The 16,152-nt window shown below is 36.6% G+C and carries 14 protein-coding genes and 1 pseudogene; 12 read left to right on the top strand and 3 right to left on the bottom strand.

Annotation, left to right across the window (positions count from 1 at the left end):
• Window positions 1-5: 5 nt before the first annotated feature.
• Genes sat through MKX83_RS12080 form a run of 8 tightly spaced genes read left to right on the top strand, consistent with a single transcriptional unit; the run spans window position 6 to window position 6,674 of the window.
• A complete protein-coding gene (gene sat / locus MKX83_RS12115; protein WP_341055531.1) occupies window positions 6-1,160 on the top strand; it encodes a sulfate adenylyltransferase in 1,155 nt (384 codons plus the stop codon).
• A 6-nt stretch (window positions 1,161-1,166) separates the two neighbouring features.
• Window positions 1,167-1,772 (top strand): adenylyl-sulfate kinase, encoded by a 606-nt coding sequence (gene cysC / locus MKX83_RS12110; protein ID WP_322909326.1) that lies wholly within the window; start codon window positions 1,167-1,169, stop codon window positions 1,770-1,772.
• A gap of 3 nt (window positions 1,773-1,775) precedes the next feature.
• Window positions 1,776-3,407 (top strand): nitrite/sulfite reductase, encoded by a 1,632-nt coding sequence (locus tag MKX83_RS12105; RefSeq protein ID WP_095373295.1) that lies wholly within the window; start codon window positions 1,776-1,778, stop codon window positions 3,405-3,407.
• Complete coding sequence (locus MKX83_RS12100) at window positions 3,391-3,594, top strand: DUF3906 family protein (protein ID WP_095373296.1); 204 nt, start codon at window positions 3,391-3,393, stop codon at window positions 3,592-3,594. The genes MKX83_RS12105 and MKX83_RS12100 overlap by 17 nt, the downstream gene beginning before the upstream one ends.
• Window positions 3,595-3,607: 13 nt before the next feature.
• Window positions 3,608-4,384 carry a uroporphyrinogen-III C-methyltransferase gene (gene cobA, locus MKX83_RS12095; RefSeq protein ID WP_095373297.1) on the top strand — a complete coding sequence of 259 codons (777 nt, stop codon included), beginning with the start codon at window positions 3,608-3,610 and terminating at the stop codon, window positions 4,382-4,384.
• On the top strand, window positions 4,381-5,139 hold the full coding sequence (locus tag MKX83_RS12090; protein WP_095373298.1) for a sirohydrochlorin chelatase: 759 nt from the start codon (window positions 4,381-4,383) through the stop codon (window positions 5,137-5,139). Before cobA ends, MKX83_RS12090 begins: the two co-directional genes overlap by 4 nt.
• Entirely contained in the window at window positions 5,115-5,747 is a 633-nt protein-coding gene (locus MKX83_RS12085) for an NAD(P)-dependent oxidoreductase (protein WP_322909325.1), read from the top strand. The genes MKX83_RS12090 and MKX83_RS12085 overlap by 25 nt, the downstream gene beginning before the upstream one ends.
• Window positions 5,748-5,792: 45 nt before the next feature.
• On the top strand, window positions 5,793-6,674 hold the full coding sequence (locus MKX83_RS12080; RefSeq protein WP_341055526.1) for a sulfite exporter TauE/SafE family protein: 882 nt from the start codon (window positions 5,793-5,795) through the stop codon (window positions 6,672-6,674).
• A gap of 43 nt (window positions 6,675-6,717) precedes the next feature.
• On the opposite strand, the gene MKX83_RS12075 is transcribed toward MKX83_RS12080, so the two are convergent.
• Both MKX83_RS12075 and MKX83_RS12070 read right to left on the bottom strand, forming a co-directional pair.
• Window positions 6,718-7,005 (bottom strand): hypothetical protein, encoded by a 288-nt coding sequence (locus MKX83_RS12075; protein WP_341055524.1) that lies wholly within the window; start codon window positions 7,003-7,005, stop codon window positions 6,718-6,720.
• Between the two features lie 831 nt (window positions 7,006-7,836).
• On the bottom strand, window positions 7,837-8,724 hold the full coding sequence (locus MKX83_RS12070) for a LysR family transcriptional regulator (RefSeq protein ID WP_095373302.1): 888 nt from the start codon (window positions 8,722-8,724) through the stop codon (window positions 7,837-7,839).
• A gap of 125 nt (window positions 8,725-8,849) precedes the next feature.
• On the opposite strand from MKX83_RS12070, the gene MKX83_RS12065 reads away from it, so the two are divergent.
• The 3 genes and pseudogenes from MKX83_RS12065 (at window position 8,850) to MKX83_RS12055 (ending at window position 12,814) form a co-directional block, all read left to right on the top strand.
• A complete protein-coding gene (locus tag MKX83_RS12065; RefSeq protein WP_341055522.1) occupies window positions 8,850-9,893 on the top strand; it encodes an aspartate-semialdehyde dehydrogenase in 1,044 nt (347 codons plus the stop codon).
• 207 nt (window positions 9,894-10,100) lie between these two features.
• Window positions 10,101-10,530: pseudogene (locus MKX83_RS12060) on the top strand (DMT family transporter); the annotation flags it as partial.
• Window positions 10,531-11,476: 946 nt separating this feature from the next.
• Window positions 11,477-12,814: an FAD-dependent oxidoreductase gene (locus tag MKX83_RS12055; protein WP_341055520.1), complete on the top strand. Its 1,338-nt coding sequence runs from the start codon at window positions 11,477-11,479 to the stop codon at window positions 12,812-12,814.
• Window positions 12,815-12,861: 47 nt separating this feature from the next.
• Here the strand turns inward: MKX83_RS12055 and katG are convergent, their stop codons facing one another.
• The gene (gene katG / locus MKX83_RS12050; RefSeq protein WP_341055518.1) at window positions 12,862-15,087 is read right to left on the bottom strand and encodes a catalase/peroxidase HPI; all 2,226 of its coding nucleotides are present in this window, start codon (window positions 15,085-15,087) and stop codon (window positions 12,862-12,864) included.
• Between the two features lie 521 nt (window positions 15,088-15,608).
• Between katG and MKX83_RS12045 the strand changes: the two genes are divergently transcribed.
• Window positions 15,609-16,118, top strand: a complete 510-nt coding sequence (locus MKX83_RS12045; RefSeq protein WP_341055515.1) for a hypothetical protein — start codon at window positions 15,609-15,611, stop codon at window positions 16,116-16,118.
• Window positions 16,119-16,152: the final 34 nt, after the last annotated feature.

Here is a 16,152-nt window from a genome sequence, read left to right as displayed (position 1 = left end):
AACAAATGAGCTTACCTAGTCCACATGGAGGAACATTAATTCAAAAATATGAACCACAATTCGATCTAGCTAAAGTGACAAAAACAATCGCAATCGACCGAATTGCATTAAGTGATTTAGAGTTGATTGCTATTGGCCTATTTAGCCCACTAACCGGTTTCTTAGGCAAAGAAGATTATGAATCTGTCGTGAAAAAAATGAGATTAAGTGATGGCACGGTTTGGTCACTTCCCATTACATTACCTGTTGATCTATCGGTTGCAGAACAACTCGATAAAGGGGAACAATATCGCTTGGATTTCGAGAATACAACTTATGGAGTCATCACAGTGTCGGAATGGTTTAGACCAGATTTAGAGATAGAGGCACATCATGTTTATCAAACTAACGACCATGCGCATCCAGGTGTGAAACGACTTTTTGAAAGAGGCAATCATTACGTAGCTGGTGAGATCACCCTTATAAGAAAACCTGAGAAAAAAGACTTTACAGATGTTTGGTTAGAGCCAAAAGACACTAGGGCTTTGTTTGTAGAAAAAGGTTGGCAATCGATTGTTGGCTTTCAAACACGTAACCCGATTCATCGTGCCCATGAGTATATTCAAAAGGCCGCCCTTGAGACTGTCGATGGCTTATTTGTGAACCCTTTAGTCGGTGAAACGAAAGCAGATGATATCCCGGCAACTATTCGTTTAGAAAGTTATCGCATTCTTTTAAAAGAATATTTCCCTCGTGAACGTGTTCACCTCGGTGTATACCCAGCAGCAATGAGATATGCTGGGCCGAGGGAAGCCATCTTTCACGCTATCGCTAGAAAAAACTTCGGGTGTACACATTTTATTGTTGGGCGAGACCATGCTGGTGTTGGCAATTATTATGGTACATACGATGCCCAAGAAATTTTCCACAACTTTACGAAAGAAGAGCTGGGTATTACACCGTTGTTCTTTGAACATAGTTTCTATTGTCACCGTTGCGAGGGAATGGCTTCAGATAAAACTTGTCCTCATGAAATGGAAGATCATGTAATTTTATCCGGTACAAAAGTACGAGAGCTATTAAGTAAGGGTGAACAGCCACCTTCCACATTTAGTCGTAAAGAAGTGATTGATGTATTGATTAACGGATTAAAGTCAGATGCAACGGTTACGAGAGGGTGAATGAATATGACGAATCGTAACCTTACTTGGCATGATGCCGTGATTACAAAAGACGAGCGCCGTAGTAAACAGCAACATAGCAGTTGCACATTATGGTTTACAGGATTATCAGGTTCTGGTAAATCAACTTTAGCGAATGCCTTATCAGCCAAACTATTTGAGAAGGGCATAAAGGAATATGTGCTTGATGGAGATAATATCAGACATGGTCTAAATGCAGACTTAGGCTTTACTGAAAAAGATCGTACAGAAAATATCCGCCGTATTGGGGAAGTAGCTAAACTGTTTGTTGATAGTGGAACAATTGTTGTTACGGCATTCATCTCACCATTTTCTGCAGACCGTGATTGTGTACGTGAACAGTTTGCTTCCAATGAATTTTTTGAAATATTTATTGACTGCCCGTTAGCAGAATGTGAGAAAAGAGACCCGAAGAAATTATACGAGAAAGCGCGAAGAGGTGAAATAAAAAACTTCACCGGAATCGATTCACCTTATGAGCCTCCTAAACATCCGGATTTAACTATTAGGTCCGACCGGTTATCAGTTGAGGAAGCAATAACTGAAATACTATCGTTTTTGCAACAACAACAAATCATTAAGGAGTTGTAGGCAATGGCTTATACAAAGCATTGGTCAAATAATGAAAAACTAAACAAAAGCGAAATAGCTAAACTCGAAAAAGATGGACTGAAAATTTATGAAGACATTCCACATTATGCAAAGAATGGCTTCTCGTCTATTCCTAAAGACCAATGGGATCTTTTCAAATGGGCAGGCTTGTATTTGCAAAAGCCTAAAGAAGCAGGTTATTTTATGATGCGCGTAAATGTACCTTCAGGAATTTTAACGAAGGAACAAGCGAATATTCTTGCTGGTATTGCCAAAGATTATGGTCGCGGGATTTTCGACATTACGACGCGACAAGCGATTCAATTTCATTGGTTAACAATTGAGGAAATCCCTGATATTTTTACAAGACTAGAAAGTGTTGGCCTTTCCAGTGCTGGTGCATGTGGGGATATAACGAGGAATATAGTCGGAAATCCGATTGCAGGCATCGACCCTGACGAATTATTTGATACGAGAGATATTGTCAAAGAAGTGTATGAGTATTTTCAATTTAATGAGGAATTTTCGAATTTACCAAGAAAATATAAGATGTCTATCAGTACAAACTTACACAACGCCGCTAATGCAGAAATTAACTGTGTCTCTTTTACACCGGCTGAAAAAAACATTGATGGTGAAGTAAAACAAGGCTTTCATTTAAAAGTAGGGGGAGGCCTATCTGCTAAGCCTTTTCTGGCAGAAACCGTTGATATATTTGTAGAAAAAGAGCAAGTGTTGCAGATTGCTATTGCCGTAACGACAATATTTAGAGATTACGGTTATCGAGATAAACGTCATCGTGCTAGATTAAAGTTTTTAATTGCTGACTGGGGTGTAGAGAAATTTAAAGAAAAACTTGAAGAATATACAGGGGAATTGCCTTCTAAAGGAGTTGAACCCGTGAAGAAATGGAATGCAGGGTATTTCTATGGCGTCCATGATCAGAAACAATCAGGGCTTAAGTTCATCGGTTTTAATGTACCTGTCGGCCGTTTAACAGCTGATGAAGTATTTGAACTTGTTCGAATCTCTGATCAATATGGTCAAGGTGAAATTAGAACATGTAATTCACAGAACTTGATTATTCCACATATCCCAGAAGAACATGTAGAATCGCTACTAGCCGAGCCCATTTTTAATAGAATTACAGTGAATCCGAATTCTTTCATCGGACATTCCGTTTCTTGCACAGGTATCCAATTTTGTAACTTAGCCTTAGTTGAGACAAAGGAAAGAATGCGCCAAATTGCAGAAGAACTCGATCGTCGCTTAACTGTTGATGTTCCGGTACGCATGCATATGATCGGTTGTCCGAATTCCTGCGGTCAACGGCAAATAGCCGATATCGGTTTACAAGGTGTGATGGTACGAAACAAGAATAAGGAAATGGAAGAAGCTTATGAAGTGTATGTTGGAGGAACGTTAGAATCTGGCGGAGAGTTTAACAAAAAGTTAAAAGGAAAAGTACCAGCCAACTTCCTCACAGATACACTTGAACATCTACTACATTTTTTTAATAAAGAAAAAATGGCAGGTGAGAACTTTTATACTTTTGTACAAAGAAATGGCACACAATCTTTGCAAGATCAACTAAATATTGTATTGGAGAATCATAAAGATGGCCTTTCTATATAGGTTTGAATTGTCATTGGTAAATAAGGAAATTCCAGCAGTCATTGTAGCTGATTCTGATGATGAAGCATTTACCCAATTAGATATTGAACTAGAAAAATATTATTTAAAATTGCCAGAAATAGACGAGGTCACGTTAAGAGAAAAGAAACGAATAACGAAAAAAATCGGTTTTATATTAGATGAATAATGGAGGCGGATAAATGAAGGGTTATGTTTACCTTGTTGGTGCAGGCTGTGGTGATCCTGAATTACTTACATTAAAAGCAATAAAAAAAATTCAGCAAGCGGATGTAATTTTATATGACCGACTAGTCAATCAGGAAATTTTATCATTTGCGAGAGAAGAGGCACAATTGATTTATTGTGGGAAGCTTCCTCATTATCATACGATGAAACAAGAAACGATCAACAATTTCCTCGTGAAATATGCAAAAAAAGGATTAGCAGTTGTTCGCCTAAAAGGTGGGGACCCCTTCGTGTTTGGTCGTGGAGGAGAAGAGGCCCTTGAATGTGTGAAACATCGTGTTCCATTTGAAGTGATTCCTGGGATTACTGCTGGCATTGGCGCTGCGAGCTATGCCGGCATTCCTGTCACCCATCGGCAAATCAGTCAAAGCTTTGCATTTATTACCGGTCATCAAGCGGGTGACTCAGTTGCTGACCAAAAATGGCATCACTTAGCACATGGGGTTGATACACTTTGTATATATATGGGTGTTTCACAATTGCCTGTCATTGTCGATCATCTTATTAAAAGCGGAAAAAATAGTGATACCCCAATTGCTATTGTGGAGTGGGGAACAACATTAAAACAACGGACGATAACTGGAAATTTAAAATCGATTGTAAACTTAGCGGAAGAAGAAGCAATCATCAATCCAAGTATGATTATTATTGGGGAGGTCGTTAAACTACGAGACGAACTGAACTGGTATATTGAAAATGGCTCAGCCCTTCAGAAGGTACATAGCGAATGAAAGCCATCCTTTATATTGCTCACGGCACAAGGTCAAAAAAAGGGATACGGGAAGTAGAAGGTTTTTTGCAGACCATCATGAAACAAGTAAATGTCCCTATACAAGAATGGTCCTATTTAGAAATATGTGCCCCAACGATTGAGCAAGGAATAGAAGCTTGTGTTCATCAAGGAGCACGGGAAATTGATGTCATTCCGTTACTTTTATTAAAAGGAGGGCATTACAAGAAGGATATTCCTGGCCTTCTACTATTATTGAAGAAGCGCTTTTCAGCTATTAAAATCAATTTGCATCCACCTTTTGGCGTCCAGAGCTATATTTTAGACGGAATAACTGATTTAATAAACGAAAAATATTCTCCCATTACCGAAACAGATCATTTACTTGTAGTAGGACGTGGAAGTAGCGATATGAACATTTATAAGGATTTCCACTTAATTACAACTGGGTTAAAGGAAAGGTTAGCTGTGAATAACGTAACCTCCTGCTTTCTTGCTGCAGCCACTCCTCGACTTGAAGAGGGCTACCATTTATCACAGAATCGTACAAATAATAGAGTAATTATTATCCCTTACTTATTATTTTCAGGGTTATTACTAGATGAATTGCAGCAATTCACCGAACAAAAAAGAGCTTTAGGAGATCAAACTTTCATCATTGAACCGTTAAGTCGCATCTCCAACATACAACTTCGATTGATGCAATATTTAAATAAAGGGGGCCCAGAAGATTGCAACCACTCGTTATTGATTTAAGTAATAAGGCAATTGTCATTGCGGGAGGTGGGAAGATTGCCGCACGCAAAGCGAAAGTTTTATTAGAACAAGGAGCCAATATTACTTTTATCGCACCTGCATTTTCAAATGAAGTCTTGAAATTAGCGCAACAAAATCATTTTCAATGCATAGAAAGAGAGGTCGAATTGGCTGATTTCGAGGATGCGTTTCTTTGTATTCTCGCCACCAATAATCGAGCGATTAATAACCATTTTGGCGAAATATTAACCCAGCAAAAGTTAGTTTGTGTAGTAGATGAATTAACGGATGGCAATACAATCTTCCCCGCTACTGTAACGAGAGGGCATCTGCAAGTAGCGGTTACTTCAAATGGCAGTAGTCCAAAGTTAACAAGAGCATTAAAACAACAATTAAGTAAACAATTTGATGAAAGTTGGACGGAGTATACAGCGTTTCTTGCCGAATATAGGCAGTTGGTTAAAAAATTGCCTATAAGTAAGATTGAAAAAAATGACTATTTACAAGAGGTACTAGCAGATGAATTCCGTGTAAATAATAAACAACAAAGAGAGAGCTTAGAAGCATTACATATAGCTGCTGTTCGGTCAACCGAAGGCAAAATCTAGAAAATAGATTTTGTCTTTTTTTATTTAACGAAAGAGGTGTTACCCATGAAAAATTTATTGCTTTTTATTTTTATTGGTTTATTCGCACAGTTAATTGATGGTGCTCTTGGAATGGCATACGGAGTGACTTCTACATCGCTTTTACTTGCTTTTGGCATTGTACCTGCCGTTGCTTCCGCATCGGTACATCTTGCTGAAGTTGTCACTACTGCCGCTTCAGGTATCTCACATATTAAATTTGGCAATGTAGATAAACAAACAGTATTTAAGTTAATCATCCCTGGTTCCATTGGTGCGTTCTTAGGTGCCACATTTTTAAGTAATATCCCAGGTGATTTAGCTAAGCCATATATTGCCCTTTTCCTTTTACTATTAGGTGTTTTTATCTTTATACGATTTTTATTTAAATATAAGGAAAGTAGCCACAAGTCATCGATCAATCTCAGTAAAAAGCAATCGATTCCTTTAGGTTTTATAGCCGGATTTGCTGATGCCACAGGTGGTGGCGGTTGGGGTCCAGTTACAACACCAGTATTGCTTTCAAAAAAAGGGGTAAGCCCAAGGAAAGTTGTTGGGACTGTTGACACAAGTGAATTTGCGATTGCCCTTTCTGCATCCATTGGTTTTCTTATTTCTTTAGGATGGAACGAGGTAAATTGGCTTTGGGTGGGAGCACTCATGGTAGGGGGTGTGATTGCAGCACCTATCGCTGCTTGGCTTGTACAGAAATTAAATCCACAATTAATGGGGGTGCTTGTTGGAGGATTCATCATTCTCATTAACATTCAAACAATTGTACAAACATGGATTAGTAATGAAGAGATTCATCCCATTGTGTATAGTGCTGTCGCACTCATATGGGTAACAGCAATTATCTTTACAATCATTCGAATCTACCATAAAAAAATGCTACATTTAAACTCTTAAAACACCAGTAAGGCTGGGATGAAATGATCCCAGCCTAGTTTCTTTACTCTTTCTCTTCAATTACCATCGTCAAGCCACCAAACTTTCCAGCTAACCAATTATAAATAACGGTCATGAGTGCAAGTATGCCAAAATAAATGGCCGCATACAATAGAGATAATAAAAGCATAAATAAAATGCCAGTAAAGGCGATGACACCATCTTCGGTAAACAATAATAAGGAAGAAAATAATCCGAAAATAATCATCCCAATAATGGGGATAAATAATAAGTACAATGTGCTTTTTACAACACTACCAACAGAAAATCTTTTTATCTCTATCGTCTTCATGTAAATTCTCCTTTCTTATGACATATCCACTTTATGTAAGCGGCAAACCTTTTAGACTATAATACTATAAAAATGGCTTAAATACTTTAGAGGATATATTTTATTCAGTTTGACTCCTCCTTTTGCAATAAGTGTAAATTGTAAACTGATATTAAAGATATTACTACAACACATGTTGAAAAAAGCAAGTATAATCCTTTGTTAATGGAAAATCACGATGCATAATTATACTTTTAAAAGGATATTATTAGAAAATTATCGGGGCTATCATCTAATAAAATTTATTATTATACAAAATTTACACCTAATCCGGTAATTTATCCTTATTTGCTTCACTGTAATAATTTTTTGTATACATGACAATCTGAAGGAGGATTAGTTTACATAATAATTTTATAGTAACTAATATTGATCAAGATACAATAATTTTCAAAGTAGATGAATGATACTGTTATTATTAATAGTGGAGTTGCTCCGAACGAAGTGTTTAAATCATTAGATATAGAAAGAAAAATAATTATAGTGATTATAGATGAGAGTAATTTTACATACTCTGAAGTAGATTGGGCTAATTATTATCATATTACTGATTTTTTTGAGTACGAGTTCATTATATATTAGAGGACATTGGTCTCATCCAAATCAAGGGGGCCTGGTAGCAATACGCGGAAAACATACGCTAAGCAAATTTGATATTAAAAAAGTCGATTTTGGTTATTTAATTTAACGATTTTAAAGAGCCCTACTACATTTTATACATAGTAAGGCTCTTTAAAAATCGTTACTAAATGTTTGAAAAAATAATAGTATTTAATCATACATTAAATTGCTCTACTTTTCTAATATACTAAGAAAAGATTGTAGTACTGGAGAGATCCATCTGGATTTATGATAAATCACATTACTTTTAATAAGTTGTGATGCTTCAATTGGCTTAAAGATTAATTCGTTATTGTTACAATTTTCTTTCACAACAATATAAGGAAGAATAGCAAGGCCCAACCCACACAAAACTGATTGTTTAATAACTTCAATACTTGAACTTTCAAATGTTCTGTCAGGCATCTGTCCACTCATACGTATGTAATTATCCACCATGGATCTGTACCCACAATTTCTCTCTGTATAGATAAACTGATAATCCTTTAATATCTTTAATGGATTTTCACATGAAGCTAAGTCAGCCGGTAAAACCCAACCTAAGGTCTCATCAAACAAAGGAGTCGTAATGAGCTCATCGTACTCCATTGATTGTCCAATCAAAAAAATGATATCTGTTTCTCCATCTCTCAGCTTCTTAATTGCTTGTTCATTTGTTCCCGTCTCAAGAACAATATTCACTTTAGGATTTATCTGTTTATATTTTTGTAGGATATTTGGTAATCGATAAACAGCTAAAGATTCATTCGCAGTAATCGTAAGCGTACCTTCAGGATGGTTGCTATCTTTTGGGATTTCTTGTGCTTTTTCGTAAATCGCAAGTAACTCTAACGCATAAGGATGAAAATGATGCCCTGATTTTGTTAAAAGTACTTTTTTCCCTAACCGATCGAAAAGTGGAGATTGTAAGTCGTTCTCCAAAGCTTTAATATGCGTTGTTACAGTGGATTGTGCATAATCTAATTCACGCGCTGCTTTTGAGAATCCACCATATTTAACAACAGCACAGAAAGTCTTAACATGTCTCATTTCCATAGCTAAACCTCTTTTTAGTATCATAATTTATGAATGATTATATCATATATTTCAATTTATCAAATAATAACTCTTCCATTATAGTAAAAGTAGGAATAAAAAAATGGACCTATTCCACTTCTTAAAATTAATTAACGGAGGAGAATAATATGAGGAAAAAGAGCTATCATATCGCTGTTGTGGGTGCTACTGGTACAGTTGGCCAGAAAATTATTAACTTACTGGAGCAAATAACTGAATTTAATATAAACGAAATCACTCTTCTTTCATCGAAGCGATCTGCTGGTAAGAAAATTTCTTTTAAAGGTCAAGAAATCATCATTAAGGAAGCGGATGAAGCAAGCTTTAAGGATGTTGATATTGCATTTTTTAGTGCTGGCGGAGAAGTTTCCAGACAATTAGTAAGATTCGCGGTCGAAAGTGGCGCAGTGGTGATTGATAATACTAGCGAATATCGTATGTCAAGTGAAGTCCCACTTGTTGTTCCAGAAGTGAATGCACATACTCTTATTAGACACAAGGGGATTATTGCAGTACCCAATTGTTCTGCTTTACAAATGGTGACAGCACTTCAGCCAATTAGAAGATTATTTGGTTTAGAAAGAATTATTGTCTCTACATATCAAGCTGTATCAGGAACTGGAATACATGCCATCAATGAGTTAAAAGATCAATCAATGAGTTTACTCGCGGGTGAAGAGGCTACCGCTTCTATAATGCCTGCAAAAAAAGATAAGAAACATTATCCAATTGCTTATAATGTAATCCCGCAAGTAGATGTATTTACTGAAAATGATTACACCTTTGAAGAGGTAAAGATAATTCAAGAAACCAAGAAGATATTCGAAGATTCTAACCTAAAAATGGCTGCCACTTGTGTCAGAGTGCCAGTTGTAACAGGACACTCTGAATCTGTTTATATTGAATTAGAACGAGTAGCAACTGTTGATGAAATGAGAGAAGTATTATCTTCGGCACCGGGCGTTGTTTTGCAGGATTCTCCAAGTAATCAACTATATCCAATGCCTATTTACGCGGTCGGAAAAACAGAAACGTTTGTTGGAAGAGTTCGAAAAGACCCTGACAATCCATATGGTTTCCACCTCTGGATTGTATCAGATAATTTATTAAAAGGGGCTGCTTGGAATTCAGTCCAGATTGTATTGACAATGGTCGAAAAAGATATCATTTGATCTCAACCTACTTGAAATGGAACAATAACAATAATAGCAACACCAGAATCTGTTTAATTGTAAATGTTATAAAAAGATTGAGGAAAATACCCTCATAAAGACTTCATCATTTTTTCAATAATCAACAGAACAGGAAGCGTAAACAAAAATCCTCAACCAATTTTCTATTGGAAGAGGATTTTTTATTAACACTTTACTAATTCACGAATGATTATCTTAGCATCCTTTTCAGAAAGTTTATACTTCGTTTTTCAAAAGCGGTATTTAATAAAGTATGGATTTCTTGCTTTTACTACATATACGATTTGGCAGGTACATTTTTTATGCTTTTCTATCTCCCGGGACTGGGTCAGGAAATAATAAGATCCTCCCTATAGCATTTTTGTACTTAGGTCTCTTTCCTACGGTTATTCCTTATCTTGCATTAGTTTATGTAACATCTCGGGTAGGAGCTTCAGAGGCGACAAGCTCCCTTTACTTAACACCAGCTCTTACATTTGTGATCGCTTGGGTTTGGCTTGGAGAGGTACCGACTACCGTTTCTGTTATAGGATGAATCTTAACGCTATTTGGGGTTTTGTTCATTCATATAAAGAGAGATAAATTACCGAAAAGAGAAAATGAAATATACAAATAGAAGATTATTTTATTATTGAGTTCAGTCCGGAAAGTCATCTTTTTCTGTAGAAAATATTTTGTAATCTAGTTTTCTATATTTTATTGCAAATAATTCACATTAACTCTGTTAATAAATCTATGTTTCCTTAATACCATTGCATCAAGTTATGGTACAATTATTTTTAGGAATAATTAGAAATGATGGTTCTCTATGAAAATAGTTAGCTTGTCTATCAACTGGTCTTCAGAAGTTGGACTTGCAATAGAGCTTTAAAAAGTCATGGTTGTGAAGAAATCTTAACTGACAAATGAGTGGATTAAAAGAGTAAAGAAAAGGATTTGAGGAATCTCTCCGGAACGAAACCTTATTCAAGAACATTCAGCAAGCTGAAGGATAGCAGCGAAGGTTAGAGGTAGATGAGGCTGAAAATCAGTAAAATTAGAAAGGAAGAAATAGTAATGCAGAAAACAAATTTGGCAAACGGCCTCCCTATAAAGGATGTTGCTTAAATGGGGGGATTTCTTCGTAGAACTATCTATTGTTATTTAGATAAGGAAGCAGGCTAAAAAAGGAAATGAAAAGTGAAACATAAAGACATCCCTGTATCGACATTAATGCCAAGCAATTTTGTAAGATAGTAAAAGAATGTGGTTAAGAGGATGAGCATAGCTTACATCAGAACCAATGTTAGCGTTTGTTAGCATTTCTGATGATATAAGTGAACAAGTTTGCGTTTTGCTACTGGGCCCCATCAATGAGTATAAATTACTCAAGCAATCATTATGGTTTCTTAAAATGAACTAAAGGGTATTCAATTAAGAAATTCACAAGTGCTGGAAGAGGATAAGAAACGATAACGTTAACCCTCATTTAACTTCGTTCAATCGTTTAATTGTAGGTAATAAACGAATCATTGTGTGAAAAACACATTGTTGAGCAAAACTAGTGAAGGGAGGAATGAAAGATGAAAATAATTATTATTGGTGGCGATGCTGCCGGGATGAGTGCAGCGATGCAAATCATTCGCAACAGCAAGGAAAATCACGAAATTACTGTATTAGAAAAAGGAACGATTTATTCTTATGGACAATGTGGTCTTCCCTATTATATTAGTGGGGTAATTCCTCAAAAAGAAGACTTAATTGCCCGTTCTGTAACAACTTTCCGCGAGAAATATGGAATTGATGCCAAAGTACAACATGAAGTCTCTAATATTAATACAGATACGAAAATCGTTGAGGGATATAACTATATTGATCAACAACCATTTCAACTTACATACGATAAATTATTGATTGCCACTGGAGTTAGTCCTGTTATGCCTGATTGGGAGGGGATTGATCTTCCAGGAATATTCACTTTAAAAACCATACCTGACGCAAATGAAATAATCCAGGAAATGAATAATCGAACGATTAAACATGTGACGATTATTGGTGGTGGATACATTGGTTTGGAAATGGCTGAAAGCTTTGTGAGGTTAGGGAAAAGGGTAACCATTATCGAGCGGAATAAACAACTTGCTACCATTTTTGATGAAGATATGGCACAGCTAATCCATCAAAAGGCTAAAGAGCATCAAGTAACTTTAAAATTAGGTGAAGAAGTTCAATCCTTTTCAGGAAAGGCTTTTGTCGAAAGCATTACGACTGATAAAGGGTCATACAAGACAAATCTTGTCTTAGTGGCAATTGGTGTCAAGCCAAACGTAGCATTTCTCAAAAAAAAAGATATTTCACTCAGTCAGCACGGGGCAATACGGGTGAACAATTATATGCAAACCAGTATAAAAGATGTATATGCAGCAGGAGATTGTGCTACGCAATATCATCGAATTAAAGCGTTAGATGATCATATTCCTTTGGGCACACACGCAAATAAACAGGGACAAATTGCAGGTCTGAGCCTATTAGGAATTCCTAAGCCGTTTAAAGGAATCGTAGGATCATCTGTCATTAAATTTTTTAACTTAACATTAGGAAGAACAGGTATTTCTGAAAAGGAAGCTAAAGAACTAAATATTCCTTACGAGTTTGTCGTAACAGACGCTCACGATATTGCTGGGTATTACCCAGATGCAAAAAGAATGAAGGTTAAACTTTTATACCATAAGAAATATCGCACATTACTTGGGGGACAAATAATTGGAGAGTACGGGGTAGATAAGCGAATAGACGTTCTTGCCACTGCGTTATACAATCAAATGTCTATCGATGACTTAATGGATTTAGATTTATCGTATGCGCCACCTTTCAACGGGGTATGGGACCCAGTGCAACAAGCCGCACGCAGAAGCAAATAAGAAGAACGCCGTCTACATAAGTAGCGGCGTTTCTTTTTAGAATAATATTACTTGCTTAATACGGCATCCTTGATTTTTAAATCAAAACGATCGGCATTCATTACTTTAACCCAAGCGGAGATAAAGTCTTTAACAAATTTCTCTTTATTATCTTCTTGTGCATATACTTCAGCGATCGAACGTAATACAGAGTTAGAACCAAATACTAAGTCCACTCTTGAAGCGGTACGAACAACTTCACCTGTTTGGCGATTACGGCCTTCAAAAATACCGCCTTGAACTGGTTTCCATTCTACACTCATATCAAGTAAGTTCGTAAAGAAATCATTGGATAGTGTGCCTACATTTTCAGTAAATACGCCATGGCTTGTGCCACCATGATTTGTACCTAATACACGCATACCGCCAATTAACACAGTCATTTCAGGAGCAGTTAAGTTTAGTAGTTGTGCTTTATCTACCAATAACTCCTCAGAAGCTACACTGTACTCTTGCTTTTGATAATTACGGAAACCATCAGCAATTGGTTCTAATACTTCGAAGTTTTCTACATCCGTCTGATCTTCTGTGGCATCTCCACGACCTGCTGAGAATGGAACAGTGACGTCAAAACCAGCATTTTTTGCTGCTTGTTCAATCGCCGCACTACCACCAAGTACAATTAAATCAGCTAAGCTGACTTTTTTATTTAATCCAGCTTGTAAACCTTCTAATGTATGAAGTACTTTAGAAAGTTGTTCAGGTTGATTCACTTCCCAGTCCTTCTGTGGAGCAAAACGGATTCGCGCACCATTTGCACCTCCACGATTGTCAGAACCACGGAATGTACTAGCTGATGCCCATGCAGTTGTAACAAGCTCACTTATTGATAAACCTGAATCTAAAATTTTGGCTTTTAACTCAGACACTTCAGCATCTGTTAGTTCATAGTCTACTCTAGGGATGGGGTCTTGCCATACTAATTCTTCTTCTGGTACTTCTGGGCCTAAATAACGATCACGTGGACCCATATCACGGTGCAGAAGTTTAAACCAAGCACGTGCAAAAGCATCGGCGAATTCTTCTGGATTCTCATAGAACCTACGAGAGATCTTCTCATAAGCAGGGTCCATACGTAGCGCCATATCAGCAGTTGTCATCATTGTTTTTACACGGACAGAGCTATCTGCGGCATCAGGCGCCATATGTGCTTCATCTTGACCTACTGCTTGCCATTGATACGCACCGGCAGGGCTTTTTGTTAATTCCCACTCATATCCAAATAATTGTTCGAAGAAACCGTTATCCCACTGAGTAGGGTTTGCAGTCCATGCACCTTCAATTCCACTTGTAATTGTGTCACGACCTTTACCACTACCATGTGAGCTGATCCAACCAAGTCCTTGCGCTTCAATTGGCGCTGCTTCTGGTTCTGGGCCAACTTGCGCAGCATCTCCAGCACCATGTGCTTTACCGAAAGTATGTCCACCTGCAACAAGGGCAACTGTTTCTTCATCATTCATACCCATACGTGCAAATGTTTCCCGAATATCTTTACCACTTGCTACAGGATCTGGTTTCCCATTTGGACCTTCAGGGTTCACATAAATCAGACCCATTTGTACAGCCGCTAAAGGATTTTCCAATTCACGATCTCCTGAGTAGCGGTTATCACCAAGCATTTCTTTTTCATTACCCCAGTATACATCTTCTTCAGGGTGCCAAATATCTGCTCGGCCACCACCGAAACCAAATGTTTTACCACCCATCGATTCGATGGCAACGTTTCCTGCTAATAGAATGAGATCTGCCCAAGAAATTTTGTTACCGTACTTTTGTTTAATAGGCCATAAAAGACGACGAGATTTATCAATGTTGGCATTGTCTGCCCAACTATTAAGAGGGGCAAACCGTTGTGAACCTGTACCGCCACCCCCGCGGCCATCACCTGTACGGTAAGTACCTGCAGAATGCCAAGCCATACGAATAAACTGTGGTCCGTAATGACCGAAGTCTGCTGGCCACCAATCTTGGCTATCCGTCATTAATTTATGAAGATCTTGCTTTAAAGCATAGTAATCTAGTTTAGTAAATTCTTCAGTATAATCGAAATCTTCACCCATTGGATTAGACTTTTTATCATGTTGGTGAAGAATATTTAAGTTTAATTGATTGGGCCACCAATCTTTGTTAGTCGTTGCTTCAGATTGCTGCTTCGTTACACTTCCATGATGAAAAGGGCAGCCACCTCCGCCTGAATGGTTTGCTTCAGAAATAATATTATTTTCGCTCATACTGATTCTCCTTTATTGTGAAGTGAGGTAATTATCATCATCTACTAATCAATCTCAGATAATAATAATTATTATATAATGATTATAATAAAATATAATAAAAAAAGTAAAGGGAAAAGATGAAATTTACGAGAAAATTATATTCTAAGAGGATAAATAATGGAATATTAGGGTCCTTTTATTCTTGTAAAATAGTAAAAAGAGAAGGAGGATATGAGAAAACGCAAATGAAATTGATAAAATTAATATGTAAATGAAAATAAATCAGTAAAAGGTATTATCAGTTAATAGAGGTCATAAAATAAAGATAGAAAAATCTGACTATTTATCTTTTATTGTAAATGAAAGTAACTAAAATGGAAAGTATTAGCCTTTGATTAATATAATCTTTCTTAATAATCCTTTTAAATAGGTGGGGAAGGCAATGATTCATCAAAAGGAAAACAGCTTCTTAATAATCAATCATCATTACTCTATTACTATTATGTATTACATTGATTCTAGGGGCTTGTTTACATATCATGTTTGAATGGGACTTGACCATTATAGCTGGTTTGATCGGATTTGTTGGAGCGATTATTGGCGGAATGATTACCTTCTACGGTGTTAGAGTAACCATTTGGCATCGTGATAAGGAAATCTTTCTCTCAACCGCCACCTCAAAACTACTTTTAATAACGACGAAGATTGAACCTAAATATAAAGAGATTGCTAATGAAGCATTACTATACTCTAATGTTTTTAATTTAGACATTGATTACCATCTGAAAGCAAAAAGATTACACGAACTAATGAAACGGTTCATCTATACATCATATGAAGATATGGAAACACTCTATGACATTATGGAATATGAAGACATTAAAGGCTTTCATCAATCACTTAAAGAGATGAGAGAAGAAGTAGTGAATGAATCGAATGTGCAACTAAATGATTTAATTCAACTTATTCAGCAAAGCTACCAATATATCTTTGCAACTTCTGCAAAATTAGAAAAGAAATATTTCCAATACAAGAAGCAAGTTCTTTAAACCGTCAAAATTCTTCAATGAAATTTTGTGAAAA

The sequence above is a fragment of the Cytobacillus sp. FSL M8-0252 genome (assembly GCF_038007345.1).
In the GTDB taxonomy this organism is placed as follows: domain Bacteria; phylum Bacillota; class Bacilli; order Bacillales; family Cytobacillaceae; genus Cytobacillus; species Cytobacillus kochii.
This window is presented reverse-complemented; position numbering and strand designations above follow the sequence as displayed.